Consider the following 24621-nt stretch of genomic DNA (forward strand, 5'->3'; position numbering starts at 1 on the left):
TTCGCGCCGTGGCGCTCCTGTCCAGACCTCGCTTCACTGGAAGCGCAAAGTCTGTGCAGTGCCATGCCGCCCTCGTCGCCCTCGCGCCCGGTTACGACCGGGATCCTAGGACGTACTCGCGCTTCCGCCGCAGGAGATGGTGACGGCCTCCCCGTTGAAGTGGCGGCCGTGCTCGGAGACCAGCAGCAGCACCGCCTCGGCCACCTCGGCGGGCTGGATCAGATCGCCGTTGGGCGGGCCGGATTCGATGATCGCCATCCAGTCCTCCTTGGTGGGATTCTCCTTGTCCGGCATCATGAGCCGCCAGGTGGCGGGGTTCTGGATCATGTCGGTGTCCACCCCGGACGGCAGCAGGGCGTTCACCGTGATGCCGTACTCCGCCACCTCCAGGGACAGCGACTTCACCAAGCCGAGCACGCCCCATTTGCTCGCGGCGTAGTGCGCCGCGTTGCGCACGCCCATCTTCGCCACGATGGACGAGGTGGCCACCACGCGACCCCAGCGACGCTCGATCATGTGCGGCACGACCGCGCGGAAGCTGTGGAACACGCCGGTCAGGTTGGTGTCGATCATGTCCTGCCACAACTGCTCGTCCATCTCCGCGACGGGCGAGTTGGAGGCGATGCCCGCGTTGGCGATCAGGATGTCGATTCGGTCGAATTCCTCCAGCGCGCGCTCGGCGACCGTCCGCATCTGTTCCAGGCTGCGCACATCGGCCCGCACCGCGACGCAGCGGCGGCCGGTGCGCTCGACCAGGGCGGCGGTCTCGGCCAGATCGTCGGGAGTACTCAGCTCGTAGGGAAGGCCGGACAAGGGTGCGGCGATGTCACACACCACGATGTCCGCACCCGCGTTCGCCAACGCGAGGGCGTGCGCACGCCCCTGTCCGCGGGCGCCGCCGGTGATCACCGCCACCCGATCGTCGAGATGCCCCATCACTGGCCCTTCATCGGTCGGTACCTGCTTCGGCCGCCACCCATCGTGTCACGTGTGCACGGCGCGGGGTCCCGATTTTCCGGCAGGCCGAGCCACCGTGGAGCGATTTCCCGCCGATGGGAACGAGCGGTGGGCGCGCCCGCGCGCGGCCACCGGTGCGCGCAGCGCCACGCGCGCGACCTGCGCCGACGGGCTGATTTGCCGAAATCCCCAGGGACAGTGGAACAATGGTTGCGGTCTCGGCGCCGGAGCGGGCACGGCCACGGCGCGCACGAACCGACCCGACTGCGGCACGGAGACGACATGCAACCTTTCCGACCCGGTCCAGCGACCAACTGGGTGCGATGTACGCTGCGCCCCGGAACGATTTCGCCCGTGCCTACCCATCGTTCCTGGCACGGTCGGCGCATCCACAGTGGTTCCAGGGGGCCCGATGACCGATTGTGAGTACCTTCCCGTGAATCTCGACCGACAGCTCGACACCGAACCGACCGAGCACGACAGCACCCTGGCGGCCCGGCTGACCAGCCCGCGGCTGCGCAAGCTGCTGCACACGGCCATCGGCCTCTCCGAGGATTCCGTCGATCTGCTGACGACCATGACCACGCGCCTGCGTGCCGCCGAGGGCATGATCCTGCGCGACCCGCTCGACGACTGCTGACACCCGGGCGGGCGTGACGGGGTCTAGACGGCCCCGCCGCGGCCGCCCGAGGTGGTTGCCGAATCGGCAACGATATTTGCCGATACGTGCGGTCCGGTGGATGGTGGGACGCATGAGCGCGACACACCACCACCGGGACGTGACCACGCCGACGACGGTCGAGTTCTGGGAGTCCTTCTACCAGGAACGCGACCAGATCTGGTCGGGACGGCCGAACTTCCTGCTGGTGCGGGAGATCGAAGCGGTCGCCCCGGGTACGGCACTGGACCTGGGCTGCGCCGAGGGCGCCGACGCGATCTGGCTGGCCGAGCGCGGCTGGCGGGTGACGGCGGTGGACGTCTCGGAGACCGCGCTGGCCCGCGCCAGGGCACAAGCGGCGCGACAGCAGTTGCCCGGCGAAATCGATTGGCAGCGGCACGATCTCGACCACACCTTCCCGTCCGGGCGCTACGACCTCGTCACGGCGCAGTATCTGCACTCACCGGCGGCTCAGGACGGTGAACGGACGCGAATCCTGCGCCGGGCCGCGGAGGCGGTGGCGCCCGGCGGGCTGCTGCTGATCGTCGGGCACGCGGAATGGCCCAGCTGGGTACTGGAACCGCCCGCCGACGTGCACTTCCCGACCACCGCCGAGGTGCGCGCCGGCCTCACGCTCGACCCGGCCGAATGGCAGGTGGAAGTGGAGGACGTGGTCGAGCGCGAGCACGCGGGCCCGGAGGGGCAGCCGGGCACGCGGAAGGACAACATCCTGCGAATTCGCCGCCGCTGACCCGAGCCGGAAACCCGCTCGGCGCCGTCGGCCCGCACAGCGCACTCCCAGGTTTGCCCCAGGTTGCGGGCAGACAGCCTTCCTAGCCTTCGAAGTGGAGTTCACACGGAAGGAAGGCGAAGATCATGGCGTCGATTACGAGCGTCCCGCCGGGCGTGGAGGCCGTCGCGAGACCCGTCGGCGCCCATCGCGACTCCACCCACGAGCGATCATGGGCGGATCGCGCGTTCTTCGGGCCCGCGACGCAACCGCGGTGGGCGCGCCCGGCGCTGTTCGCGCTGCTGATCGCGACCGCGGTGCTGTATTTCTGGAATCTGACGGTCTCCGGATGGGCGAACGAGTATTACGCCGCGGCGGCGCAGGCGGGCACGCAGAGCTGGAAGGCGCTGCTGTTCGGCGCGCACGACGCGGGCAACGCGATCACGGTGGACAAGCCGCCCGCGTCGCTGTGGGTGATGGGGCTGTCGGGGCGGTTGTTCGGATTCGGCTCGTGGTCGCTGCTGGCGCCCCAGGCCTTGATGGGCGTCGGCTCGGTGGCCCTGCTGTATGGCGCGGTGCGACGGTGGAGCGGCCCCGGCGCGGGCCTGCTGGCCGGTGCGGCGTTGGCGGCCACTCCCGTGGCCGCGTTGATGTTCCGCTTCGACAACCCGGACGCCCTGCTGACGTTGCTGCTGGTCGCGGCGGCCTACTGCACCGTGCGGGCGATCGACTCGCACGGGCTGCGCTGGCGTTCGGCGAGTACCGGCTGGCTCGCCCTGGCGGGTGCGGTCATCGGTTTCGCGTTCCTGACCAAGATGATGCAAGCGTTCCTGGTCCTGCCCGCGCTGGGGTCGGTGTTCCTGGTCGCGGCGGCGGGAGGCTTCTGGTCCCGGATCGTCAAATTGGTCACCGCGTGCGCGGCCATGGTGGTCGCGGGCGGATGGTATGTGCTGCTGGTCGAGCTGTGGCCCGCGGATTCGCGCCCCTATATCGGCGGGTCGACCGACAACAGCCTGTGGGAACTGGCGCTCGGCTACAACGGGATGGGCCGACTGCTGGGCGGCAGCGGCAATCCGAGCGGGGGCTCGGGCGGCCCCGGAGGCGGCGGCATGGGCAGCGCGTTCGGCGGTGACACCGGATCGGCCCGGCTGTTCAGCGGCAGCATGGGCACCGAGGTGTCCTGGCTGCTCCCGGCGGCGCTGATCGGGCTGGTCGCCGGGCTGTGGCTGAGCCGCCGCGCACCGCGCACCGATCGGCTGCGGGCGGCGATGATCCTCTGGGGCGGGTGGCTGCTCGGCACCGGCCTGGTATTCAGCTATATGAGCGGCATAATCCACCCGTACTACACGGTGGCCTTGGCGCCGGGCATCGCCGGTGTCGCCGGAATCGCGGTGACGCAGTTGTGGTGGCGGCGCGGGCACGTGGCGGCCAGGATGACGTTGGCGCTGCTGTCGGCGGTCACCGGCGTTTGGACCTTCGGGCTGCTGGACCGCACGCCGGACTGGTTGCCCTGGCTGCGCTGGACGGTGCTGATCTCGACCGCGCTCGCGGCGATGGGCCTGCTGGTAGGCGCGCACCGGTCGCGCGGGATCGCCGTGACGATCGCGGCGGCCGCGTTGCTCGGCGGGTTCGCCGGATCCACGGCCTACGCGGTCGAGACGGTCACGCACGCGCACAGCGGGGGCATCCCCACCTCCGGGCCCGCGCAGGCGGGTTCGATGGGCGGGCCCGGCGGAGGCGCAGGAGCGGATGGTCCGCCTGCCGACGGCCGCACCGGCGCGACGGACGGCACCGATCTGCCGACCGGAGACGCGGCTCCCAGCGGCAACGACCTGCCGACCGGAGACCTGCCCGCCGCCGACGGCGGACGGTCCACCGGCGACGCGACTCCCGCGGGCGGCCCGGGCGGCCCGGGCGGAAGCGCGGGCAACGCGGAGCTGGACGCCCTGCTGGAGAACACCGACAGCCGGTGGTCGGCGGCGAGCATCGGCTCCGGTACCGCGTCGAGCCTGGAATTGCGCACCGGCACGTCGGTGATCGCGATCGGCGGCTTCAGCGGTGGCGACGACGCGCCGACGCTGGCGCGGTTCCAGCAGTACGTGGCCGATGGCGAGGTGCACTACTTCATCGCGCAGGGTCAAGGCATGCGCCCCGGCTCCAGCGGGGAGAAGTCGGCGGCGGACGAGATCACCGAGTGGGTGAAGGGGCACTTCACCGCGAAGACGGTCGGCAGCATCACCGTCTACGACCTGACCGCACCCACCGGCAGCTGATCGCCCGGATCCCGACCGCAGAAGTAACGCCGCACCGCAGGGTGCGGCGATACTCCTGCCGCATGTTCGGCGGCAGGGCCGCTAGACCGCCGCCGACGGCCCTTCGAGTTCGCCCGGCACCGGAAACCGCCGGAGGCGGCCGCCGCGGATCGCCCCGGCGAGGGCGCGCCCCGAGGCGTATAGCGAGCCCATGTTCAGCTCGCCGGTCCGACGATCGACACGAACCATGGGCCGCAACCCAGGGCACGCACCGTCGCGGACAGTGATGATCGGCGGTTGCGGCGCACAGCGTGCCGATCGGCAAAGACCCCTCGCCGACGCACCACCGCCTCGCTTGTCGCCGACGAGCCCGGTCACCCGGATCGGACACCAGCCGCACCAGGCATGATGAACCGGGAGGACGGCGAAAGCGCGCCGGGCCGGGTCCGCGCGCTCCCAGGAAACACCCAGCTTGCTCGCAGGTTGCTCCGTGCCTGCGAGGCAATCATGGACTCATGACCGGCACCGAACCCGAAGCCCGCGTCCTCATCGTGGACGACGAACCGATGATCATCGAACTGCTCGCCGTGAGCTTGCGGTTCCAAGGGTTCGAGGTGGCCACGGCGCTCAGCGGCACCGAGGCGCTGGATCGGGTGCGTGGATTCCGGCCGGACGCGTTGATCGTGGACGTGATGATGCCCGGCATGGACGGGTTCGGGATGCTGCGGCGGCTGCGCGCCGACGGGGTGACCGCGCCCGTGCTGTTCCTGACCGCCCGCGACGACGTCGACGACAAGCTCACCGGACTCACCCTCGGTGCGGACGACTACGTGACCAAGCCGTTCAGCCTGGAGGAGGTCATCGCGCGGCTGCGAGTCATCCTGCGCCGCAGTGGAATACAGTACGCCGACGAGGTCCTCAACCGGATGACGGTAGGTGATCTGGTACTCGATGACGACAGTCACGAAGTGTGGAAGGCGGGTGCGCCGGTGTCGCTGTCGCCGACCGAGTTCACCTTGCTGCGCTACTTCATGGTCAACGCGGGCAAGGTGCTGAGCAAGCCGAAGATCCTGGACCACGTCTGGCGCTACGACTTCGGCGGCGACGCGGGCGTGGTCGAGTCGTATGTGTCGTATCTGCGGCGCAAGGTCGACACCACCGAACCGAAACTGCTGCACACGCTGCGCGGCGTCGGTTACGTGCTGCGCGAACCCCAGGTGAGCCGGAGGTGAGCGTACGAACGGAACTCGCGCGGCGGATATCGGCGGTCCCGCTGCGGGTAGGGCTGGTGATCGTGCTGCTGCTGCTGACCGCGGCGGCGCTATTCGCGTCGGGCGCGGCGGTGACCTCGGCGCTGAGCCGATCGCTGACCCAGCGCACCGACGAACAGCTCTACGACGCGGCGCGGTCCTGGGCGCAGCCGCGCCCGATGCGGCAGGTGATCACCAGTGACGGTCGCACGCAATGGATTCCGGCGGACCTCCCGGCCGCGCCGGTGCAGCCGAGATCGGTGGGCGAACAGCCGCGACGGTTCTTCGAACTGCGCACGGGAGCCGACGGCCAGGTGTATCCGGACCCGCCCGGTGGCAACAGCGCCGCGGGGGCCCCGGATCTGGGCGGCTCGAGCGCCCAGACGCCGAGAACGGTGGATTCCTCGGACGATTCGTCCGTGCGCTGGCGGGTGCTGACCACGACCAACGAATACGGTTCCACCACCATCGGCCTGCCACTGACCGACAACCAGGAGACGGTCTCGCGGCTGATCTACTTCGAGGTCGGCACGGGGGCAGCGGCTCTGCTGGCCCTGGGCGCCGTCGGCTACCTGGTGATCCGGCGCAGCCTGCGGCCACTGCGCGAGGTGGAGCAGACCGCGGCGGCCATCGCGAGCGGCGACCTGCACCGGCGGGTGCCGGTGCGCGGCGTCGACACCGAAGTCGACCATCTGGCGCGGTCGTTGAACGAGATGCTCGCGCAGATCCAGCACGGCGTTGCCGCGACCGAGGCCTCCGAAGAAGCCGCCCGCCGCTCGGAGGCGCGGATGCGCCGCTTCGTCGCCGACGCCAGCCACGAACTGCGCACGCCGCTGACCACGATTCGTGGTTTCGCCGAGCTGTACCGGCAGGGCGCCAGTACCGATGCGGTAATGGTGGTCGGCCGAATCGAGGCCGAGGCCGAGCGCATGGGTGTGCTCGTCGAAGATCTGCTGCTGCTGGCGCGGCTGGACGAGAAGCGCCCGCTGGAGCGCAGACCCGTCGACCTGCTCGCGCTCGCCGGCGACGCCGTGCACAACGCGCGGGCCATCGCCGCCCGCCAGAAGCCGTCGCCCGACGCGCCGGACCGCCCGATCACCCTGGTGATCGGCGAGGGCGAGGGAACCATGGACGTCGTCGGCGACGAGGCGCGCCTGCGCCAGGTCCTGGGCAACCTGCTCGGCAACGCCCTCACCCATACCCCGCGCGAAGCGGCGATCACGGTGCGGCTCACGGCCGCGCCCGATCGCGTCCGCATCGACGTGGTCGACACGGGCCCGGGCCTGTCGCCCGACGCCGCCGCGCGGGTGTTCGAACGCTTCTACCGCGCGGACGCCTCACGCACCCGCACCAGCGGCGGCACCGGCCTCGGCCTGTCCATCGTCCAAGCGCTGGTAACCGCCCACGGTGGACGCGTCTCGGTCGACAGCGAACCGGGCCGCGGGGCGACCTTCACCGTCGTGTTGCCCCGTGAACCCGCCGATACGCGGCCCGCGGTAGAGCGAACCCCATCGCAGTAGCGCTTACCGGAGGCCTTCCGGCATCCGGCAGCGCCAGCAGTTCCACAACGACCACGGCCGCGTCACGATCGTCGCGGGCAGCGTCCCCTTGCGGAAATGTGCCCGCCGGGATTCACGACATGGCCTCGGCTCGCAGTCATAGTCGGGAATGGGCGACGCCCGATCGGCGGCTTTGCCCAGCAACGGCAAGTCTCGAGGAGGGCAACCGACATCATCGACGGAACGCGGGAAGGAAGATGTCGTCGAGCGGCGCCCCGGGGCCGGGGGTGGCGCCTTCTTCGGCGAACCATTCCCAGTGCATCACGCGGGCGAGGATCGGGGTGGGCAGGCGCAGGAGCACTTTCGCGATGGTGGCGAAGCGGCTGGAGCCCTCGACGATCGAGCGGTGGGCGGCCAGGGCGGTTTTGCGTTGCGCCGCATGGGCGGCGACGTCGATACGGTGGGTGATCGCCGAGCGCGGACTGAACAGCGAGGCGAGAACCGAAGGGTCATAACGAAAAGGGACCCGCAATCGCTCCAGCGAACGAACGAGGCGCGTGTAGCCCTCGCGCGGCAAGGTGGCGTCCAGGACTCGCGACACGCCGGCGAGTTCTGCCGCGCGCTTGCCCACCTGGTGCACGCGGACATGGTCGCGATGCCCATATCCCCCGTTGCGGTCGTAGCTGAGCAGAATTTCGGCGCGCTCCTCGCGCAGGATCGCGGCCAACCGCCCCGCCGCCTCCTCCGGATCCGCGCGGGCGAATCGCATCCGGTCCGGCGGGTCGGCGTACAGCACCGCGCCGTGTCCGCTGTCGGCGTAGCCGAGGTGCACCACCCGGTGCACGCCGAGCGCGGCGGCGCTGACCGCCAACTCACCGAGGCGCAACGGCTTGCGGCCATCCAGATCCGCCATGTGGCCATCGGTGGCCACCACGATCACCGTCCGATGCCCGGCGGCGGACAGCTTGGCCAGGGTCCCGCCGGTCAGCAGGGTCTCGTCGTCCGGGTGCGCGTGGAATGCCACAACGGTCGCCATCGCACCAGTGTGCCAAAGGCATTCACGATAGATCCCTGGCCAGCCGGGTCGCGCCGACGAGCATGTAGCCGCCGGTCAGGGCGACCATGGCCACCGCGGCGGGGCGCGGGGCGTCACTGCGCAGGAGGCGCACCCCGCCGTGCGTGGTATCCAGGATGTCCACCAGCAACGCCAGACGCTGCCAGCGTGGCAGTTCCTCGGCGGGGGCGGTCAGATACCCCAGGCCCAGCGCGATCGCCCGTGCGCCGAAGATCCGGGTCATGTAGTCGAGCTCGGGCGTGGGGCGTACGCCGAGCGCCTTGGTCAACGTCCGTGGCGCCACGAGAGCGGCCGACCCCAGCGCGACCCGTCCGAGCGCCAGGCCGCGCAGCGCACCGGCCAATGGCAAGCCGGTTTTCCGCATGCTGTTCGTCACCATGTCCCGAGCCTCGCCCATGACGCCGATCAGGTCGATTACCTGCGAGGTAATCGACCTGACGACGGTATGGGCGAAGGACTCAGGGCAGCGGAACCCACCGATCCGGCCCGTCGGGCTCCCGGCCGAACTTCGACCGCGGAGACAATCCTCGGTGCGCGATCTCGAGACACCCCGATACTGCGCTGGGAACCTCCTGGCAACGCGAATCCGCTCCTACAGCGAACTCCCAGCTTCGAGAAGGCTCCGGCGCTTCGGGCGTTCGCCACGGCCTACGCTGAGGTCTTCCGCCAGCCATCCACCAGGAGAGGACAGCCGTGAAGCTTTTCTCGTCACCGGCCGGCGCCGGTTACATCGGCAGCGTCGCCCGCCGACGACAAGGCGGGCGCCCGGCGCGGCCGGAAGCCACAGCGACCGGATCTGGCCGACATCGTCTCCGACGCATGGCACTTCCACCGGTCGGTGTACGGCGACTGATCGACCGAGCAACATTTCGGCGTATTTCCGCGAAGTCCCGGGCAACCTCCATTCGCACGCCCGGGCATCGCGAGTCGATCAGAGAATGAGCAGAATCAGCGCCTTCTGCAGGGTGTCCATGATGCGGCCGATGGTGATCGCGATTTCGACGGTGCCCACGACAGGCCCCTTTCCTCGGACATGGCAAATCCTCGACACATCAATTCAAGCGCGCGCGAACGCGATTCGCCAAGCTCGCGCCGGGTCTCGTTCGGGCGGATCGGCGAAGTTCATCCACGGCGCCCCGCTCTTCGAATCATCTGTGTCGCGCGACCGGTCGCGACAGCGGGGCGGATCAGTGCACCGCACAGGCATTTCGAATCATCGACAGGAGCACAGGTGACGTCGTCACAACCGTTGGTCCGGGAGGACTCGCACGACTGTTCGCGGCATGCGGCCGACACGGTCGGGCAAGCCGCGGCGGTACTCGGCATGCTCCATCGAATCCCCGCCGACCACGCGGAGGTCTCCGCGCGCCTGGCGCTGCTCGCCGATCGCAGTGCCGACATCGCGTGCGAACTGCTCGGCGAGTCGGCGGAGCGGTGCGCGCTCGGCCGGGCGCTGCACAGCGTCGTCATCCATCTCCGGACGACGGCCGAGCTCGCCGACCGGCACCGCGTGACAGTGCTCGCCGACGAACTCGTCGAGGTCGTCGGCATAGTGCGGGAGTGCGGGCAGAACACGGCCCGATCCTTCGCGGCGCCGCTGGATTCCGTGTGGGCGGCGCACTACCGCGCCGAGATCCTGCGACTGGCCGACGACGCCGACGACGCTTTCCGCCGCCTGTTCGCGCGGTGGTACTTCGACACCGACGACCTGACGACGGTGGCCGGTATGCGGGAGGTCGGCGACGAACTGGAGAACGTGATGCTCGCCTTCGAGTCGGTCGCCGATGCCGCGGTGGCCGCGGACCGGCCGGGTGAGCCACCCAGATGACCGTTCACGGCCACTACATTCCGACGAAATCGATGATCGGCGCCGGATAATCCGCCGGATCGATCTGCTCCCGCCACGGCCGGTGGATGCGCGCACCGGGCAGGTGCGCCAACTCGGGAATCCAACGCCGGACGTATGCGCCGTCCGGGTCGTAACGCTCGGCTTGGCGCAGCGGGTTGAGCACCCGATTCGGCCTGGTGTCCGTCCCCGTCCCCGCGACCCACTGCCAGTTGAGCTGGTTGTCGGCCAGGTCACCGTCCACCAGCCAGCGCAAGAAGTGCTCCGCCCCCACCCGCCAGTCGACGCGCAGCGACTTGGTCAGGAAACTGGCCGTGATCAGCCGCGCCCGGTTGTGCATCCAGCCCTCCGCGCGCAGTTGCCGCATGCCCGCGTCCACGATCGGATGCCCCGTGCGCCCCTCCCGCCAGGCGTCGACGGCTTGCGGGTCCTCGCGCCAGCGGATGTCGCGGGCACGGTAGTCCGACCAGGCCGCCGACGGGCGGGCGGCCAGCAACTGGTGGTGGAAGTCCCGCCAGGCCAGCTGCCGGGCGAACGCGCGCCCGCCCTCGGTGGACATGTCGACCCGGTGCACCAGCTCCACCGGGGACACGCAGCCGAAATGCAGATACGGCGACAGCCGCGAGGTGGCGTCGGCGGCGAGGTCGTCGTTGTCGCGCGCGTAGTGCTCGACCGGCCCGGACAGCCAGTCGCGCATCATCTTTCGTCCCGTCGTCGCACCGCCCACTGCCAGCCGTGGCGATGTCCGGCCCGCGCACAGCTCCCCCGCGTCCGGCAGCGGCAGGCTCGACACCCCCGGCACCGTGAGCCCACGCGGCGTGCCGAGCGGTGTGCGCAGCGGCGCTTCGGACCAGCGCCGGAAATACGGGCCGAAGACGGCGAAGTGATCGCGCCCGGTGGCGGGCAGCAGCGCTTCCCGATCGGCGGCGGTGATGGTGGCGGGATGCGTGTGCAGCAGACAGTCGCGACGCGCGAGTCGTTCGCGCAGAGCCCGTTCCCGGCGGCGGCTGTAGCCGCTGACGTCGGCGGCGACGTGCACGCTCTCCGCGTGCACCTGGGCGACCACGCGATCGACCTCCGCGGCCACGTCCCCCCGGCGCAGGACCAGCTTGCCGCCGATGGCGCGCAGTTCGTCGTCCAACTCGGCCAGAGCGGCGGCGAGGAACCGGGCACGGTTCGGTGCGGCGAAGCGGCCGGAGAGGATGGCGTCGTCCAGCACGAACAACGGCACCACCGCGGCGCCCTCCCGGTGCGCGGCGGTCAGCACCGGGTTGTCCCGCACCCGCAGGTCGCGGGTGAACAGAGCGATCGTGACGGTCATCGCGCACCCACCCGTCGTACGGCACGAATCCTCATCCTCGGGCCTCCTCGCCGGAAGGTGCGCTCGGCGCTCGTGAGGGCCGCGCCGGCGCGGCATCGGGCGGCTCAGCCATACCGCCGACGACGCGACCCTCGCGGGCGCCGAGCATCCCGGATCACCCCGCGCAGAGTGGGACGATGCGCGACTCACCGCCCGTCGTCGGCGAGGTCAAGTACAGGCACGGGTTCTGACCGGCCGCGCTGATCGCCGTGCGCACCTGCTGCCAGGCATCGGCGTCCAGCGAAGCCGCGCGAGCCAGGACGAACCCGGAAATCCGGCTCGGGTCGGTGACCACCGCCCACGAATAGTCCGGGCCGAGCGCGGTGACGATGTAGTTGGTCGGCCCTTCCCGGCGATCCTGGGTGGGCACACCGGGGAAGCTGACGTGCAGCTGCGCCCCGGTCTCCCGGTCGTTGACCGTCGCGGTGCCGTTGATCTCGCTGCGCGTGTTCGCCCACGTGGTGCAGGTGTTGCGCACCGCGATGTCGCCCTGCGGATCGAGTGCGTAATTCGCCTGCGTGTCGCGCGCGCAGTCCAGATTGAAGTATTGCGGGACCGCGGCGAGCTGACGCCAGGTACCCGAGTACCGCTCCAGTTCGAGCCGCGGCACCGGCGCCGGCCCGTCGGCCGGGCTGGGCGCCGCGGCGGAACCGCCCGCCGCCAGCGCCGTCGCGGACAGTGCCGATACCACCCCGGCGAGCAGGCGGGTGGACCTACGCAGCAGATTGCGACGATGCACGCTAACTCCTAGAAATCGGCGACACTGTCCACGCTAGCACAGAACGATGCATAATTGATGCAACCTATTCTTCCCCCGGAGGATCGATGACGCGGAGGACAGCGCACCGCATCGGGGACCGCGCGACTCGGACGCGGTCATCCCGCGAACCACCGTTCCGCTCGGGCCGTGGGGCCGGACGGACGACATCCCTCGCGACGCGGCCGCACCACCGGAACAGGCGGACACGCCCCAGGTCTCGCACAATGACTGTCCAGGCGCGGGATGCCGTCCGCCCGACGGCCGCCGCCGGTCCGGATCTCGGCGACGCCCGGATCGTCGACCGCGCCGCACACCGACGATCGAGTTGCATCGAAGCGGCGGTCTCGCGAGTTCGCGGTTCCCTCTCGAAGCCGACTCGGCCCTCGAATCGTCCGCCACGCACCCGGCAGTCGCTCCGCTCGGATGCCATCCCGCCGTGCCCACCGCTGCTCACCACCCTGAATGCCGGCGACCGGCACTCGCGCGCCCGCGCCCGCACTGCCCGGCGGTCCGCGCTGAACGGCCCGGCACGAAATCGAGGATGACGTGGCGCCATCGCGCGGACCCACCGACAACCCGGGCGGGACGGATCCCGTCGGCGGCGACGGGCAGAATGGGGCGATGCCCGCCGGTCCCGTCCCCGTGTCCGACGCGGCCGGATACACGGTGCGCGCGGTCGCCGAGCGTCTCGGTATCCCGACCGCGACGCTGCGCAGCTGGAATCGCCGCTACGACATCGGTCCACCGCAACACCGCCCGGGTAAACACCGCCTCTATACCGAGGCCGACATCGCCATGCTGGAGCGGATGCAGACCCTGATCCGCGCGGGTGCGAGCCCGGCGGGCGCGGCGGCGGCGGTGCGCGGACCCGCGCCCACCCTCGGACGCCGGGAATCGCTACTGGCCGCAGCTTTCGCGCTGGACACCACCGCGGTGTCCGCCCAGCTCGAAGCGCACGTGCGCGCGTTCGGCGTGGTGGACACCTGGGACCTGCTGTGCCGCCCCGCTTTCGCCGACATCGTCGACCGCCAACTCGGTGGCGAGGGATGCATCGATGTCGAGCACCTGCTGTCCTGGTGCGTCATCTCGGTGCTGCACCGGACGAACCCGCCGTCGGTGGCCGACGGTACGACACCGGTGGTGCTCGCCTGCACCAGCGGAGAGACGCATTCGCTTCCACTGGAGGTGCTGCGCGCGGCCCTCGCCGAACGCGGCGCCGGAGCGCGAATGCTCGGCGCCGACGTGCCCGCCGCGGCGCTCGCCGACACCCTCGCCCGGTTCGACCGTCCCGCCGCCGTCCTGCTGTGGTCGCAGCAGGAGTCCACGGCGTTGACCTCCGCCGTCCGCGCCTGCCTCGGCGCGGGCGCACGCGTGCTCGTCGGCGGCCCCGGATGGGAGGCGGTATTCCTCCCCGAGGGCGTGGAACGAGTCGACAGCCTGCTCGACGCCGCCGACCGGCTCGCCTGAACGCACGACTCGGCTTCGACGGGGACGGCCGTGGACAAATCCATCGCGCCGAACCCGCACGAATCCCCTCCCGACGCGCTTCGGACTCATGCCCCACCGGGCAAGTAGCTTGCTTCATGACCGCTATTCGATGCGAAATCAATGCATCTGCCGCTTGGAGGCCGTTGCGGCTGAGTGAGCCGCAACGTTCGAGCACACGTCGCCGCACTCGGCGCCGATCCGATGTGGCGATGGCACCCCAGGGCCCGGCTGGGAGCGGGTCCTCCCGAGTCACTCCGCGGGCCTGCCGAGCAGATGACGCAGCGCCGGTTCCAGGGCCGGGGCGCGGAATCGGTGACCGGCTTCGGTCAGCCGGGTGGGAACGACGCGCTGACTCGCGGACGCCACTTCCCGGTTCCCTTCGCGGCCCAACAGGAACGCGGGACCGAACCCGGGTACCGGGAACAGCGCGGGCCGGTGCAGCACGCCCGCAAGGACCTTGGTGTACTCCGTGTTGCGAACCGGTTGCGGGGCAACGGCATTGACCGCTCCGGACAGGCCGGCGTCCCAGAGCGCCCGATGGTAGACGTCGATCAGGTCATCTATCCCGATCCACGACAACCACTGCCGCCCGCCACCGATGCGCCCGCCCAGCCCCGCCCAGAACAGCGGGCGCAACAGCCGCAGCGTGCCGCCGCGCGGGGACTGCACGATCCCGGTACGCACGCGCACCACCCGCACACCCGCTTCGGCGGCGGGCACCGTCGCGGCCTCCCACTCCTCGACCACGTCGGCGAGGAAGCCGTCGCCGCGCATCGACCGCTCGGTCAGCGTCTCGTCGCCGCGATCGGCGCCGTAGTAGCCGATCGCGGAGGCGCTGACGAAGACCGGCACCGCCGCCCGCGCCGCCACTTCGGCGAGTCTCCGGGTCGGCCCGATCCGGCTGTCCGCGATCGCGCGCTTGTGCCCCGCGGTGAATCGGCCCGCGATGGAGGCCCCGGCCAGATGCACCACCGCGTCCACGCCGTCCAGCAGGTCGGGCGCGGGATCCGCGGGGTCCCATCGTCTTTCGTCCGCGGCGCGCGGCGCGTGCCGGACCAGCCGCACCACACGATGCCCGCCGGTGGACAAGAACGCGGTCAGCGCCGAACCGACCAGGCCGGACGCTCCGGTCACCGCGACGGTTCTGGACACGAAACCCTCCCCCGCCGCCCGCGCGTGCGCCGCGAGGTCGTCGGCGAGCTGCCGGTGGCGGTAGGCGAACATGGGCCGAAGGACCGTGGCGGGCACCGGCGCGTCCACCCGGTCGACCACCCGGGTATGTGTCCGGTCGACGACCTCGAAATCGTGGGTGTGCCGCCACGGAAGCAGGCCGGCAGGCAGCGAGCCGACGCCGTCGACGGTGACCGCGTCGACGAACCGGCGCGGCGGGTCGTACTCGCCGGGATCGTGCCGGGCCACCCAGCGCAGGCCACCGGGCAATCCGAGCACCGCCTGCCCGTCGGACAGCGAGTCCGACTCGGCGCGCGGTGACACCGGCTGCCACGGCGGCGCCAGGCGGGTCAGCGCGCCGGGGCGGGCGTGCCAGGCGAATACCTCGGACCGGGGTAGATCGATGACGCTCGCGTACTCGATACCCATGACCTGACTGTAGCCCGAAACCGACCCGATGCAGCGTTTCTGCATCGTTCCTCGACTCACAATCTCATAAACCACAGGAAACGGTCGATGAACAGGTCGTCCGATGCAATTTGCTGGCTCGAAACCCCTCGACCAGGAGGGCCGCGGGTCAGACCACGAAGGGGATCAACGCTTTCCGGTCCGCCGGATAGTCGGCGAACTTCGCCCGGTACCACTTGTGCGTGGCGAAGGCGCGCGGTATCAGATTGCCCGCCGTGATCAGGAAGATCACCACGCCGGCCAACGACCACGTCGCCAGCGCGAAGCCCGCCCAGGCGATCAACTCACCCAGGTAGGCCGGGCTGCTGACGAATCGGAACCCCGCGCCGTGCGGAATCCGGTATTCGGCGGCGCCCGGATCGTTCTTGTCCCGCAGGTTGCGCACGATCGATTCCGAGCGCACCAGCAATACGAACCCGCCCAGATAGACGACGAGCCCGAGCAGGAACCGCGGATCGGTCAACCACTCCGGTCCGTATTGATCGAGATAATCGTGACCGAACAAGGTGCCGTTGAGATAGCCGTGCAGCGCCGTGACGAACTGCCAACTAGAACTTGTTCTACCATGTGTCCAGTCCCGGCTCGTTGTCAACGGAGGTACTGCCCATGCCGCTGGATCCCTCGGCCGCGGCGCTGCTCGCGGCCGTCGAGGCGTCGCCGCGCGCGGTCGGCGCGCACGACAGGTCTGCGTGGGTCGGCCTGTTCGCCCCCGGCGCGGAGGTCAACGACCCGGTGGGATCCCGCCCGCACGTCGGCCGCGCCGCCATCGAACGGTTCTACGACACCTTCATCGGGCCGAACACCATCGCGTTCCAGGTCGACCGCGACTTGGTCCATCCGCCGATAGTGGTGCGCGATCTGACCATCGTCACCACGATGTCCACCGGAGCCACCGTCTCCGTCCCGATGCATCTGCGCTACCGGCTGGTCGAGCGGGACGGCGCGTGGCGGATCGTCTACCTGGCCGCGCATTGGGAGCTGGCGGGCATGATCTGGCAACTGCTGCGCACCGGGCTGCCCGGATTCGCCGCCGCGCTGAAGCTCGGGCCGCAACTGATCGTCAACCAGGGCGTCGGCGGGGCGCTGGGCATGCTACAGGCGCTCGGCGGCGTGGGTCGCCGCGGAAAACGCGCCACGACAGGGCTTTTCGCTGCCGCGGCGAGCACCGATCTGAGCCGCGTGCGCGAGTTGCTCGGGCACCGGGCCGATCTCGAGTTGCCCGCGGGCACGCCGGTATCGGTGGAGGAATTCACGAATCGGGTGCGCAACATGCGCTGGAGCAAGGTGATCGCCGCGGGCCGCACCGTCACGGCGAGTGTGCGGCTCGGCGCGGTCGCCGGAGTCGCGGTCGTGGAGTTCGCCATCGGCAGCGACAGCATCGCGAGTGTGACGTTCTATCTCGACGGTGACTGACCCCGGATCGTCCGCCGCCGCACCCGGTTACCGCACCGCGTTCAGGACGTGAGCTGTCCCGCGCGTTCCACCGTCCGCCCGGTTGCCGGAACTTCGACCACCTCGGACACCGGCGCCGCCGCATGCTCGGTCCAGCCGGGCGGACCGAAAACGTATCCGAGCCGCCCGCGCCAGGTGCTCGCTCCGCGCACGTCGCGGATCAGCGCGGCCAATTCGTGATAGTTGACCTTCAGCGGGTTGTCGGTGCCGATGTTCTTGGTGAGGCCGTATCGGACCGGTTCCGATTCGGCGGCGAAGCTGCCGAACATGCGATCCCAGATGATGAGGACGCCGCCGTAGTTCTTGTCGATGTAGGGCTTGTTCGAACCGTGGTGGACACGATGGTGCGACGGCGTGTTGAACAGGAACTCGATCGGGCGTGGCAGCGTCCGGACGCGCTGGGTGTGGATCGGGAACTGGTACAGCAGCCCGATGCCCTGCAGCAAGAAGATCATCCAGGCGGGGAACCCCAGCAGCGCGGCGGGAACCCACGCCAGCCCGCGCAGGATGTTGGGGACCGGATGCAGCCAGGAGAGGCGGATCGCGGTGGAGAGGTTGAAGTACTCGCTGGAGTGGTGCACGTTGTGCGCGGTCCACATCAGCCGCACCCGATGGTCGGCGCGATGCGCCCAGTAGTAGCAGAGATCCGTGACGATCAGTCCGAGTACCCAGACCCACCACGAGCGCGGCGAAAGGTGCAGCGGAGTGATCGCGGCGGCGCCGACCACCGCCGAGAACGGCAACAGATACTGCATCAGCGGCTTCACCAGCCGGCCCAGGGTGAACGTCGCGATGTTGGAGGCGGTGTCGCGGGCCGACCCGCTGTTGCCGGATCGGTCGGGATCTCGCCGGTAGGCGATCCATTCCACCAGCATGAGCACCGCGAACGCGGGAATGGCATAGCTCAACAACTCCACACGGCCCATGAGTTCTCCTTCATCGCCCACCGTCGGCTTCGACGCTACGGCTACGCGGCCGCGAGAACATCGCGCCGCCGAGGGATCGCGTGTCCCCCGTGCGGGGGACGCGGACGGCTCGGTCGGCGGGCACAGTGAGTGGTCGGCGTCCCCGGCGCGGCCGGGCGCGCTCGCTAGGATCGCCGCGTGACTCGACGCTGAACCGGACGGAGGCGGTGGCGAACTGTTGGATGTGAGCAGGTCGCTGGCCCGGCAGTCGGTGGTGGTCGCCGTCGCGGCGGCCCTGATCGACGCGGTGGTGCTGGGGCTGTGCGGCGTATTCGCCGTCGCACCGTGGCAGACGGCCGCCGCGATCACCGCGATCGTCGCCGCCGATCTGGCCTTGGCCGCGCCGCCCCGGACCGCCGGGGTGGTGGCGGTGGCGCAGGTGCTCGTGCGATTGCTGGCCGCACTGCTGCTGCACCGCCACGGGTTCCCGGCGCGGTTCGCCGACGTGGGTTTCCTGGTGGCCGGATATCGCGCGGGGGCATGGCTCGCCGGGCCGAAATCCGTGCTGACCATGCTGCTGCTGTGCGGCGGCGTGGCCACGGCCCACGTGCTCACCGGCAGCAATGCCGCCCAGGACTGGCGGCTGCTGCTCGCATCCACGGTGGCCGCGGGATGCGTGCCTTGGCTGGTCGGGCGTTACACAGCCGCGCGCGGCGCCTACATCGCCGACCTCGAGCAGCGTGCCCGGTTGCGACAGCAGGAGCACCGGGCGGCTCTGGAGCGAGCGGTCACCGAAGAGCGGGCGGCCATCGCCCGCGACCTGCACGACGTGATCTCGCATCACGTCAGCGCGATCGGCATCCACGCCGGCGCCGCCAGGCTGGCGCTGGGCGGCACCGCGCCCGCCGCCGCCGCCCGATCACTGTCCGCGGTGGAATCCAGCAGCCGGGCCGCGATGGTCGACCTGCGCCGCCAGCTCGATCTGTTGCACGGACGCGACGACGACGGACAGCGCCAGCCGGGACTCGCCGACATCGACGGGTTGATCGAGCACGTCCGCGCGGCCGGGCTCGAGGTCGAGACGACGGTTCGCGGGGACGCGGTCGAACTGCCCGACTCGCTGAACATCACCTTGTACCGCATCGTGCAGGAGATGCTGACCAACGCGCTGCGGCACGGGGACGGCACGCACGCGCGACTGGACGTGGAGTACCTGCCGAAGCGGGTGGTGCTGCGCGCGACCAATCCCCTCGCCCGCGAACCGGCCGCCGCCGACACCTCGGTCCCGCGTGGCCTCAACGGGATCCGCCGGCGCGCCGAGTTGTTCGGCGGCGAACTGGACTACGGCAGCGACGCCGCGCAGTGGCACACCACGGTGTCCGTGCCGATCGGAGGATCGTGAACCCACCCATCCGCGTCCTGATCGCCGACGATCACAGCATGTTCCGCTCCGGCTTGCGCGCCGTCGTCGACAGCCAGGCGGATCTCGATTGCGTCGCCGAAGTGAGCGACGGCCGCGCCGCCATCACCGAGACCGCCCGGCTGCGACCGGATGTCGCGATCCTCGATGTCCGGATGCCGAAGCTGGACGGGCTGGCCGCCACCGGCGCGATCGTCGCCGCGGGCGGAACGCACGTGCTGGTGCTCACCACCTACGACAGCGACGCCAACTTGTATCGCGCCTTGCAGGCGGGTGCGAGCGGGTTCCTGCTGAAAAGCCTGCCGCCCGAGGAGTTGGTCACGGCCATCCGGATCGCGGCACGCGGCGACGCGCTGATCGATCCCTCGATGACCCGCCGCCTGGTCTCCCGCTTCGCGAGCACGCTCGCGCCGCCGCGGACCCCGCAGGAAGTCCACCAGCTCACCGCTCGTGAACTCGAGGTACTGCTCCTGCTGGCCGACGCGCGCAGCAATGCCGAGATCGCCGCGCGACTGGGCGTCGGCGAGGAGACGGTGAAGACCCACGTCTCCCGTATCCTCGCCAAACTCGGTGTGCGCGATCGCATCCACGCCGTCGTCTACGCCCATCAGCACGGGCTGGTCACGCCGGAATAGGCGCGCTCGCCCGTGCCTCCGAGACGCGGGACTCATCGACGTCGGCCCACTGGGGCTGGACCCCCGATGCGGTGGACGGAGTAGTCGAGCATCCGCCGCGTGGCGCGCGAATCACCGCCCTTCCGCCACCTTCGTGCGACGAGACGACCCGTCGGCGGAGCGGCGCTCACCTCGCCGCTCCGCCTGCACGGCTCAGGCGCCGCTCGGCGCTTCGCCGACGGTGGTCGTGGGGTCGATGATGCCGAAGACCTCGCCCTGCGGGCCCTGGACGATGCCCATCCGCCCGAAGGGGCTGTCGGCGGGTCCGGACATCACGGTGGCACCGAGATCGCCCGCCTGGGACAACGCCTGGTCGGTGTTGTCGACCTGGAACCAGGCCAGCCAATACGACGGGTTGTCGCCCGGCATCTTCGTCGAGTCGTTGACGCCGCCGACTGCGTCGCCGTCGGGCGTCAGGCTGATGGTGGAGTAGACGAAGTGCTCGCCGTCACCGATCTCGGTGTAGTGCCAGCCGAACACGTCGGCGTAGAACTCCTGCGCCTGCTTGTAGTCGCTGGTGTGCAGTTCGTTCCAGCAGTAGGCACCGTGCTCGTTGTAGATGCCCGCGCCCGCGTGGGCCTTGGCCTCCCAGACCCCGAACACCGCGCCGGTGGGGTCGGCGCCGACGAACATGCGGCCGACATCGAGCACGTCGAACGGTTTCATCATCAGCGCACCGCCCGCCGCGCCGACCTTCTCCCCGATCGCGTCGGCGCTGTCGGCGGCGAGATAGGTGGTCCACACCGACGGCATCGGCATGCCTTCCGGCTTGGGTCCGATGCCCGCGGCCGCGCGGCCGTTGCGCATCGCCATCAGATATCCACCCGCCTCCGGCGGGCTGTCCTGGATCTCCCAGCCGAAGAGGGCGCCGTAGAATTCGCGGGCGCGCGCCGGATCGTCGACCTGGCAGTCGACCCAGCACGGCGTTCCCTGCGGCCAGCTTCCGTCATGAGTGGGCATTGCGAGTGCCTCCTGACACGGGTTGCCGATGTGCGGCCGAGACGGCCGGCACACGGCTAGTCAACCACCAGCACTCCGTGGAAGTGAGCCGATTCGGCCGACCGCTCGACCGGGTTCACGAGCGTTGGGGACTCAGGAAAAAGACCCTTTACACAGATCAGTCCCCGGTAGTCTTGTCGAAACCGTGAGTGTCGGTCGTCGCTGACGACTCCGGTGTTTCGACTGGCTTGCCGGGGGCCTAGCCGGATCCTGGGTCGGTGTCTTCACTGCCTGTCGACGTCTCGGCTGACAGTGCGCTCACCTACCGGTGCTCCGGTGTAATGACCAGTCTCCTCCACATTTTCCGCTAGTCAAGAGGCCGAACCGCCGATTCTCCGAGCCGGCGCGCGGCCGCGCCGCGTACCGCAGACATCCTTCAGCAAATCGATCTTGACGTGTACTCTTGGCATCCGAACCATGCGATTGTGACTGGGGTCACAGCCCCGTCGCCCGACTGCTCCCGTCTGCCCGATGGCCGGGCAGACCGTCCCGTTGGAGTCCCCATGGCGCTCGTCCTCGGTCCCGCTTCGACGAGTGCGGGCGTGCGCGCGCACATCCACCGCGACCGCACCGCCGGGGACACCGGATCCGTCGCTACGGAGTCATCATGAGCGCACCGAACCGATTCGACGAGTTGCAGCATCGCGTCGCGGACCTCGCACCGGTCTTCCGCGAGCCGCTGGACTCGCCCTACGAGATCTCCAACGAGTTGTTCGCCGCACTTCGGCACGTTCTGCACGACGTGGGCGGCCAACCGGACATCCCGGTCGAGTACCGGGAGAAGGAGGAAGAGCCCTGGGAGATGAGCACCTACGTCACGTGCGAATGCCTCGGGTGGCGCGGGGTGTGGAACTCCGAGGAACGCAGGCGAGCGGAGAACGACCTCGGCGCGACGATGTATTTCGGTCTCCCCTACTACGCGCGCTGGGCGACCGTCGCGGCGAAGACTCTGGTCGCCAAGGGATTGATCACCCCCGACGAACTCTCGGCCAAGTTGGACGAAGTGCGCGCCCGTAAGGAGGCGCGGCCATGAGCAGGAAGTATCGGATCGGCGATCGCGTGCGGGTGCGCGACGCCACGTCGATGTTCCACACCCGTACCCAGGCCTACACGCGCGGGCACACAGGCGTCGTCGTCGAGCACCGGCCGGAGTGGATCATCCCCGAGGACGAGGCGTGGGGACGCGAGGACGGTCGCGTCGAGCCGTTCTACGTCGTGCGATTCCGTCAGAAGGATTTGTGGCCCAAATACACCGGCTTCGACGCCGACACCTTGGAGACGGAGGTCTCCGAGCGCTGGCTCGAGCCCGCAGAGGAGGACGCCCAGTGAGCCGGACCCACGATCACGACACGCACGCGCCGATCCGGACGAGCGACGAGATCAGCGAATTCGAAGTGCTCGAGACGGCGGTCCGCGAACTGGCCATCGAGAAGGGGCTCTTCTCCCAGGAAGACCACCGCAGGTTCGCCGAGTGGGCCGAATCGGTCGGTCCGCACGGCGGATCGCGACTGGTCGCCAAGGCGTGGACCGATCCCGACTTCAAGGCGCGCCTGCTCGCCGACGGGACCGAGACGTGCAAAGAGGTCGGCATCGACTGGCACGACCCCACCGGCTCCGGGACGCCGAGCGACTACACCTACTTCTACGTGCTGGAGAACACCCCGCAGGTGCACAACGTCATCGTGTGCACGCTGTGTTCGTGCTATCCGCGACCGGTTCTCGGGATGTCCCCGGACTGGTATCGCACACCCAATTACCGCCGCCGCCTGGTGCGCTGGCCCCGCGAGGTGCTCGCCGAGTTCGGCTTGCACTTCCCGCCCGACGTCGAGATCCGGGTGCACGATTCGAACCAGAAATCCCGGTTCATGGTGCTGCCGATGCGCCCCGAGGGCACCGAGGGCTGGACCGAGGAGCAGCTGGCCGCCATCGTCACCCGGGACACCATGATCGGAGTGGCGCTGCCCCAGGTCGACTGGACCGCGCAGCAGCCGCCGAACCGAGTCGAGACCGCGACAGGACAGGAGGGACGCCGGTGACGAGCGGTCCGTACGAAGTCCTGCTGAACACCCTGGGCCCCGCGGCGCGCCGGGAGAGCACCCTGCCCGAACTCGATCGCAAGCCGGACCCGTGGGAGTCCAGCATGCAAGCCACGTGCGAATGCCTCTCCTGGCGCGGCGCCCTGGACAACCTGGAACGCCGCCATGCCGAGGACGAACTCGGCGAGACCATCTACCAGGACTTCCCGGTACGCACCCGATCGGTGGTGGTCACCGCGCACGCGCTGATGGACCTGGGTGTGATCAGCCCGGAGGAACTGCACGCCCGCATGCAAGCGGTCCGGGAGCGATTCCACCGGCAGTAGGCCCGCCAGAACCGGCGGGGAGCCCCGGAGACCGCCGAACCGAAGCATCGCGAACGAAAGGCCCGGAACCTCATGGTTCCGGGCCTTCTCGCTAGTAGCGGGGACAGGATTTGAACCTGCGACCTCTGGGTTATGAGCCCAGCGAGCTACCGAGCTGCTCCACCCCGCGTCGGTAAACACAACATTACACACGGGTTCGCGCAGTCTGCAAATCACCAGCTCAGCAGCGGTTTCGGCGCGGTATACGGACCACAGGAACCGTCGGCGAGACCCGGTAGCGACCCCGGAACGCGCGATGCGATCTCGGCGAGAAGCACATTCGACACCGCGCGCGCAAGATTTGCCACACGTTGGCCACTTCAAACGTGACGTACTTCACTATATCGACGTGATCTCACTCACATAACGATGCGATAACTTACCACCGCCCCGGCGTGTTGATGCCGTTTCCCACCTGGAAAAACGGGGATATTCCTGTTATTCGCTTCATGCAATTCCGGCGTTATCCAGATGTGATCTGCTGAGATTTCTTCGTTACCGTCAATCCACGGCCCGGATCATCCGAGACGGGCTCGAACTCGAACCGCCGAACACCGGCAACCCTGTCCCGCGGTTCGAGGATCCCCGACGACCTGGGGACAGGGACGCGGCAAGTTCCATCGCCGTGCCGGCGGGCGCAGGGAGGGAAACGACCATGACTGAGAACCGGAAGATCAGCACCCGCGCCCTCGGCTTCGCCGCCATCACCGGCGCTCTTGTTGCCGTCCCGTTCGCGTTCTCCACCGCTTCCGCCTCCGCGGCGTCCCACGACTGGGACGGCGTCGCACAGTGCGAGAGCGGTGGCAACTGGGGGATCAACACCGGAAACGGTTACTACGGCGGCCTGCAGTTCTCGCAGAGCACCTGGGCCGCCAATGGCGGCAGGGGCTCGGCGCACAGCGCGAGCAAGGAAGAGCAGATCCGGGTGGCGGAGAAGGTGCTCGCCACCCAGGGCCCCGGCGCGTGGCCGGTGTGCGGCCAGTACCTGCGCTCGGGCACCTCCGAGCCCGAGCCCCTCGTCGAGGCCGAGGAACTGCCCGCCGTGCCCGAACCCGCCCAGCCCGCCGTCAGCGCCGCGCAGTCGGCGGCCGAGCAGGCCCGGTCCGCCGCCGACGAGCTCGCCGAGCAGTACGGCGTGAAGGACCAGTTCCAGCAGATTCTCAGCCGGAACAGCGCGTTGATCGACGCTCTCGGTCGCTGATCCTCCCGCGTCACGAACACCGAAGACGCCGCCATCGTTCACGATGGCGGCGTCTT

The 24621-nt window shown here is 69.7% G+C and carries 23 protein-coding genes, 1 tRNA gene and 1 pseudogene; 15 read left to right on the plus strand and 10 right to left on the minus strand.

Going from position 1 to position 24621, the window contains the following annotated elements; all coding sequences use genetic code 11:
• Positions 1-105 precede the first annotated feature (105 nt).
• Positions 106-936: a mycofactocin-coupled SDR family oxidoreductase gene (locus ABZ420_RS04255; RefSeq protein WP_062975264.1), complete on the minus strand. Its 831-nt coding sequence runs from the start codon at positions 934-936 to the stop codon at positions 106-108.
• 433 nt (positions 937-1369) lie between these two features.
• Here ABZ420_RS04255 and ABZ420_RS04260 point away from each other — a divergent pair, with 433 nt between their 5' ends.
• From ABZ420_RS04260 to ABZ420_RS04280, 5 genes are all read left to right on the plus strand, one after another.
• Positions 1370-1597 carry a hypothetical protein gene (locus ABZ420_RS04260; protein WP_157114249.1) on the plus strand — a complete coding sequence of 76 codons (228 nt, stop codon included), beginning with the start codon at positions 1370-1372 and terminating at the stop codon, positions 1595-1597.
• Between the two features lie 112 nt (positions 1598-1709).
• The gene (locus ABZ420_RS04265; RefSeq protein ID WP_357116919.1) at positions 1710-2366 is read left to right on the plus strand and encodes a class I SAM-dependent methyltransferase; all 657 of its coding nucleotides are present in this window, start codon (positions 1710-1712) and stop codon (positions 2364-2366) included.
• A gap of 125 nt (positions 2367-2491) precedes the next feature.
• Positions 2492-4618, plus strand: a complete 2127-nt coding sequence (locus ABZ420_RS04270) for a glycosyltransferase family 39 protein (protein WP_357116921.1) — start codon at positions 2492-2494, stop codon at positions 4616-4618.
• A gap of 494 nt (positions 4619-5112) precedes the next feature.
• On the plus strand, positions 5113-5829 hold the full coding sequence (locus tag ABZ420_RS04275) for a response regulator transcription factor (RefSeq protein WP_357116923.1): 717 nt from the start codon (positions 5113-5115) through the stop codon (positions 5827-5829).
• Positions 5826-7367, plus strand: a complete 1542-nt coding sequence (locus ABZ420_RS04280) for a HAMP domain-containing sensor histidine kinase (RefSeq protein WP_357116925.1) — start codon at positions 5826-5828, stop codon at positions 7365-7367. Before ABZ420_RS04275 ends, ABZ420_RS04280 begins: the two co-directional genes overlap by 4 nt.
• A 211-nt stretch (positions 7368-7578) precedes the next feature.
• On the opposite strand, the gene ABZ420_RS04285 is transcribed toward ABZ420_RS04280, so the two are convergent.
• A complete protein-coding gene (locus tag ABZ420_RS04285) occupies positions 7579-8382 on the minus strand; it encodes a PIG-L family deacetylase (RefSeq protein ID WP_357116927.1) in 804 nt (267 codons plus the stop codon).
• A 22-nt stretch (positions 8383-8404) separates the two neighbouring features.
• Positions 8405-8800 (minus strand): hypothetical protein, encoded by a 396-nt coding sequence (locus ABZ420_RS04290; protein WP_357116929.1) that lies wholly within the window; start codon positions 8798-8800, stop codon positions 8405-8407.
• An 852-nt stretch (positions 8801-9652) separates the two neighbouring features.
• On the opposite strand from ABZ420_RS04290, the gene ABZ420_RS04295 reads away from it, so the two are divergent.
• Positions 9653-10249 (plus strand): hypothetical protein, encoded by a 597-nt coding sequence (locus ABZ420_RS04295; protein WP_357116931.1) that lies wholly within the window; start codon positions 9653-9655, stop codon positions 10247-10249.
• A 13-nt stretch (positions 10250-10262) separates the two neighbouring features.
• On the opposite strand, the gene ABZ420_RS04300 is transcribed toward ABZ420_RS04295, so the two are convergent.
• Positions 10263-11588: a deoxyribodipyrimidine photo-lyase gene (locus ABZ420_RS04300; protein WP_357116933.1), complete on the minus strand. Its 1326-nt coding sequence runs from the start codon at positions 11586-11588 to the stop codon at positions 10263-10265.
• 154 nt (positions 11589-11742) lie between these two features.
• Entirely contained in the window at positions 11743-12366 is a 624-nt protein-coding gene (locus ABZ420_RS04305; protein ID WP_357116935.1) for a lipocalin family protein, read from the minus strand.
• Between the two features lie 642 nt (positions 12367-13008).
• Between ABZ420_RS04305 and ABZ420_RS04310 the strand changes: the two genes are divergently transcribed.
• On the plus strand, positions 13009-13854 hold the full coding sequence (locus ABZ420_RS04310) for a MerR family transcriptional regulator (protein ID WP_357116937.1): 846 nt from the start codon (positions 13009-13011) through the stop codon (positions 13852-13854).
• A 270-nt stretch (positions 13855-14124) separates the two neighbouring features.
• On the opposite strand, the gene ABZ420_RS04315 is transcribed toward ABZ420_RS04310, so the two are convergent.
• Both ABZ420_RS04315 and ABZ420_RS04320 read right to left on the minus strand, forming a co-directional pair.
• A complete protein-coding gene (locus tag ABZ420_RS04315; RefSeq protein ID WP_357116939.1) occupies positions 14125-15474 on the minus strand; it encodes a TIGR01777 family oxidoreductase in 1350 nt (449 codons plus the stop codon).
• Between the two features lie 148 nt (positions 15475-15622).
• A pseudogene (locus ABZ420_RS04320) lies at positions 15623-16051 on the minus strand (3-oxo-5-alpha-steroid 4-dehydrogenase); the annotation flags it as partial.
• Positions 16052-16119: 68 nt separating this feature from the next.
• On the opposite strand from ABZ420_RS04320, the gene ABZ420_RS04325 reads away from it, so the two are divergent.
• A complete protein-coding gene (locus ABZ420_RS04325) occupies positions 16120-16926 on the plus strand; it encodes a nuclear transport factor 2 family protein (RefSeq protein ID WP_357116941.1) in 807 nt (268 codons plus the stop codon).
• A 41-nt stretch (positions 16927-16967) separates the two neighbouring features.
• On the opposite strand, the gene ABZ420_RS04330 is transcribed toward ABZ420_RS04325, so the two are convergent.
• Positions 16968-17891, minus strand: coding sequence for a sterol desaturase family protein (locus ABZ420_RS04330; RefSeq protein ID WP_357116943.1), 924 nt, complete (start codon positions 17889-17891; stop codon positions 16968-16970).
• Between the two features lie 223 nt (positions 17892-18114).
• Between ABZ420_RS04330 and ABZ420_RS04335 the strand changes: the two genes are divergently transcribed.
• Positions 18115-19272, plus strand: coding sequence for a histidine kinase (locus ABZ420_RS04335; RefSeq protein WP_357116991.1), 1158 nt, complete (start codon positions 18115-18117; stop codon positions 19270-19272).
• On the plus strand, positions 19269-19925 hold the full coding sequence (locus tag ABZ420_RS04340) for a response regulator transcription factor (protein WP_357116945.1): 657 nt from the start codon (positions 19269-19271) through the stop codon (positions 19923-19925). Before ABZ420_RS04335 ends, ABZ420_RS04340 begins: the two co-directional genes overlap by 4 nt.
• A 192-nt stretch (positions 19926-20117) precedes the next feature.
• Here ABZ420_RS04340 and ABZ420_RS04345 read toward each other — a convergent pair whose 3' ends face one another.
• On the minus strand, positions 20118-20924 hold the full coding sequence (locus ABZ420_RS04345) for a VOC family protein (RefSeq protein WP_357116947.1): 807 nt from the start codon (positions 20922-20924) through the stop codon (positions 20118-20120).
• Positions 20925-21570: 646 nt separating this feature from the next.
• Here ABZ420_RS04345 and ABZ420_RS04350 point away from each other — a divergent pair.
• The 4 genes from ABZ420_RS04350 to ABZ420_RS04365 are packed head-to-tail and all read left to right on the plus strand — an operon-like array spanning position 21571 to position 23325.
• On the plus strand, positions 21571-21996 hold the full coding sequence (locus tag ABZ420_RS04350) for a hypothetical protein (RefSeq protein WP_357116949.1): 426 nt from the start codon (positions 21571-21573) through the stop codon (positions 21994-21996).
• On the plus strand, positions 21993-22292 hold the full coding sequence (locus tag ABZ420_RS04355; protein ID WP_062975296.1) for an SH3-like domain-containing protein: 300 nt from the start codon (positions 21993-21995) through the stop codon (positions 22290-22292). Before ABZ420_RS04350 ends, ABZ420_RS04355 begins: the two co-directional genes overlap by 4 nt.
• Positions 22289-22999 (plus strand): thiocyanate hydrolase subunit gamma, encoded by a 711-nt coding sequence (gene scnC, locus ABZ420_RS04360; protein ID WP_062975298.1) that lies wholly within the window; start codon positions 22289-22291, stop codon positions 22997-22999. Before ABZ420_RS04355 ends, scnC begins: the two co-directional genes overlap by 4 nt.
• Complete coding sequence (locus ABZ420_RS04365) at positions 22996-23325, plus strand: ScnB (protein WP_357116951.1); 330 nt, start codon at positions 22996-22998, stop codon at positions 23323-23325. The genes scnC and ABZ420_RS04365 overlap by 4 nt, the downstream gene beginning before the upstream one ends.
• A gap of 95 nt (positions 23326-23420) precedes the next feature.
• On the opposite strand, the gene ABZ420_RS04370 is transcribed toward ABZ420_RS04365, so the two are convergent.
• Positions 23421-23494: transfer RNA gene (locus ABZ420_RS04370), tRNA-Met, on the minus strand.
• Between the two features lie 525 nt (positions 23495-24019).
• On the opposite strand from ABZ420_RS04370, the gene ABZ420_RS04375 reads away from it, so the two are divergent.
• Positions 24020-24565 carry a transglycosylase family protein gene (locus ABZ420_RS04375; protein ID WP_357116953.1) on the plus strand — a complete coding sequence of 182 codons (546 nt, stop codon included), beginning with the start codon at positions 24020-24022 and terminating at the stop codon, positions 24563-24565.
• Positions 24566-24621: the final 56 nt, after the last annotated feature.

It is taken from the genome of Nocardia sp. NPDC005745, assembly GCF_040630775.1.
Lineage (GTDB): Bacteria > Actinomycetota > Actinomycetes > Mycobacteriales > Mycobacteriaceae > Nocardia.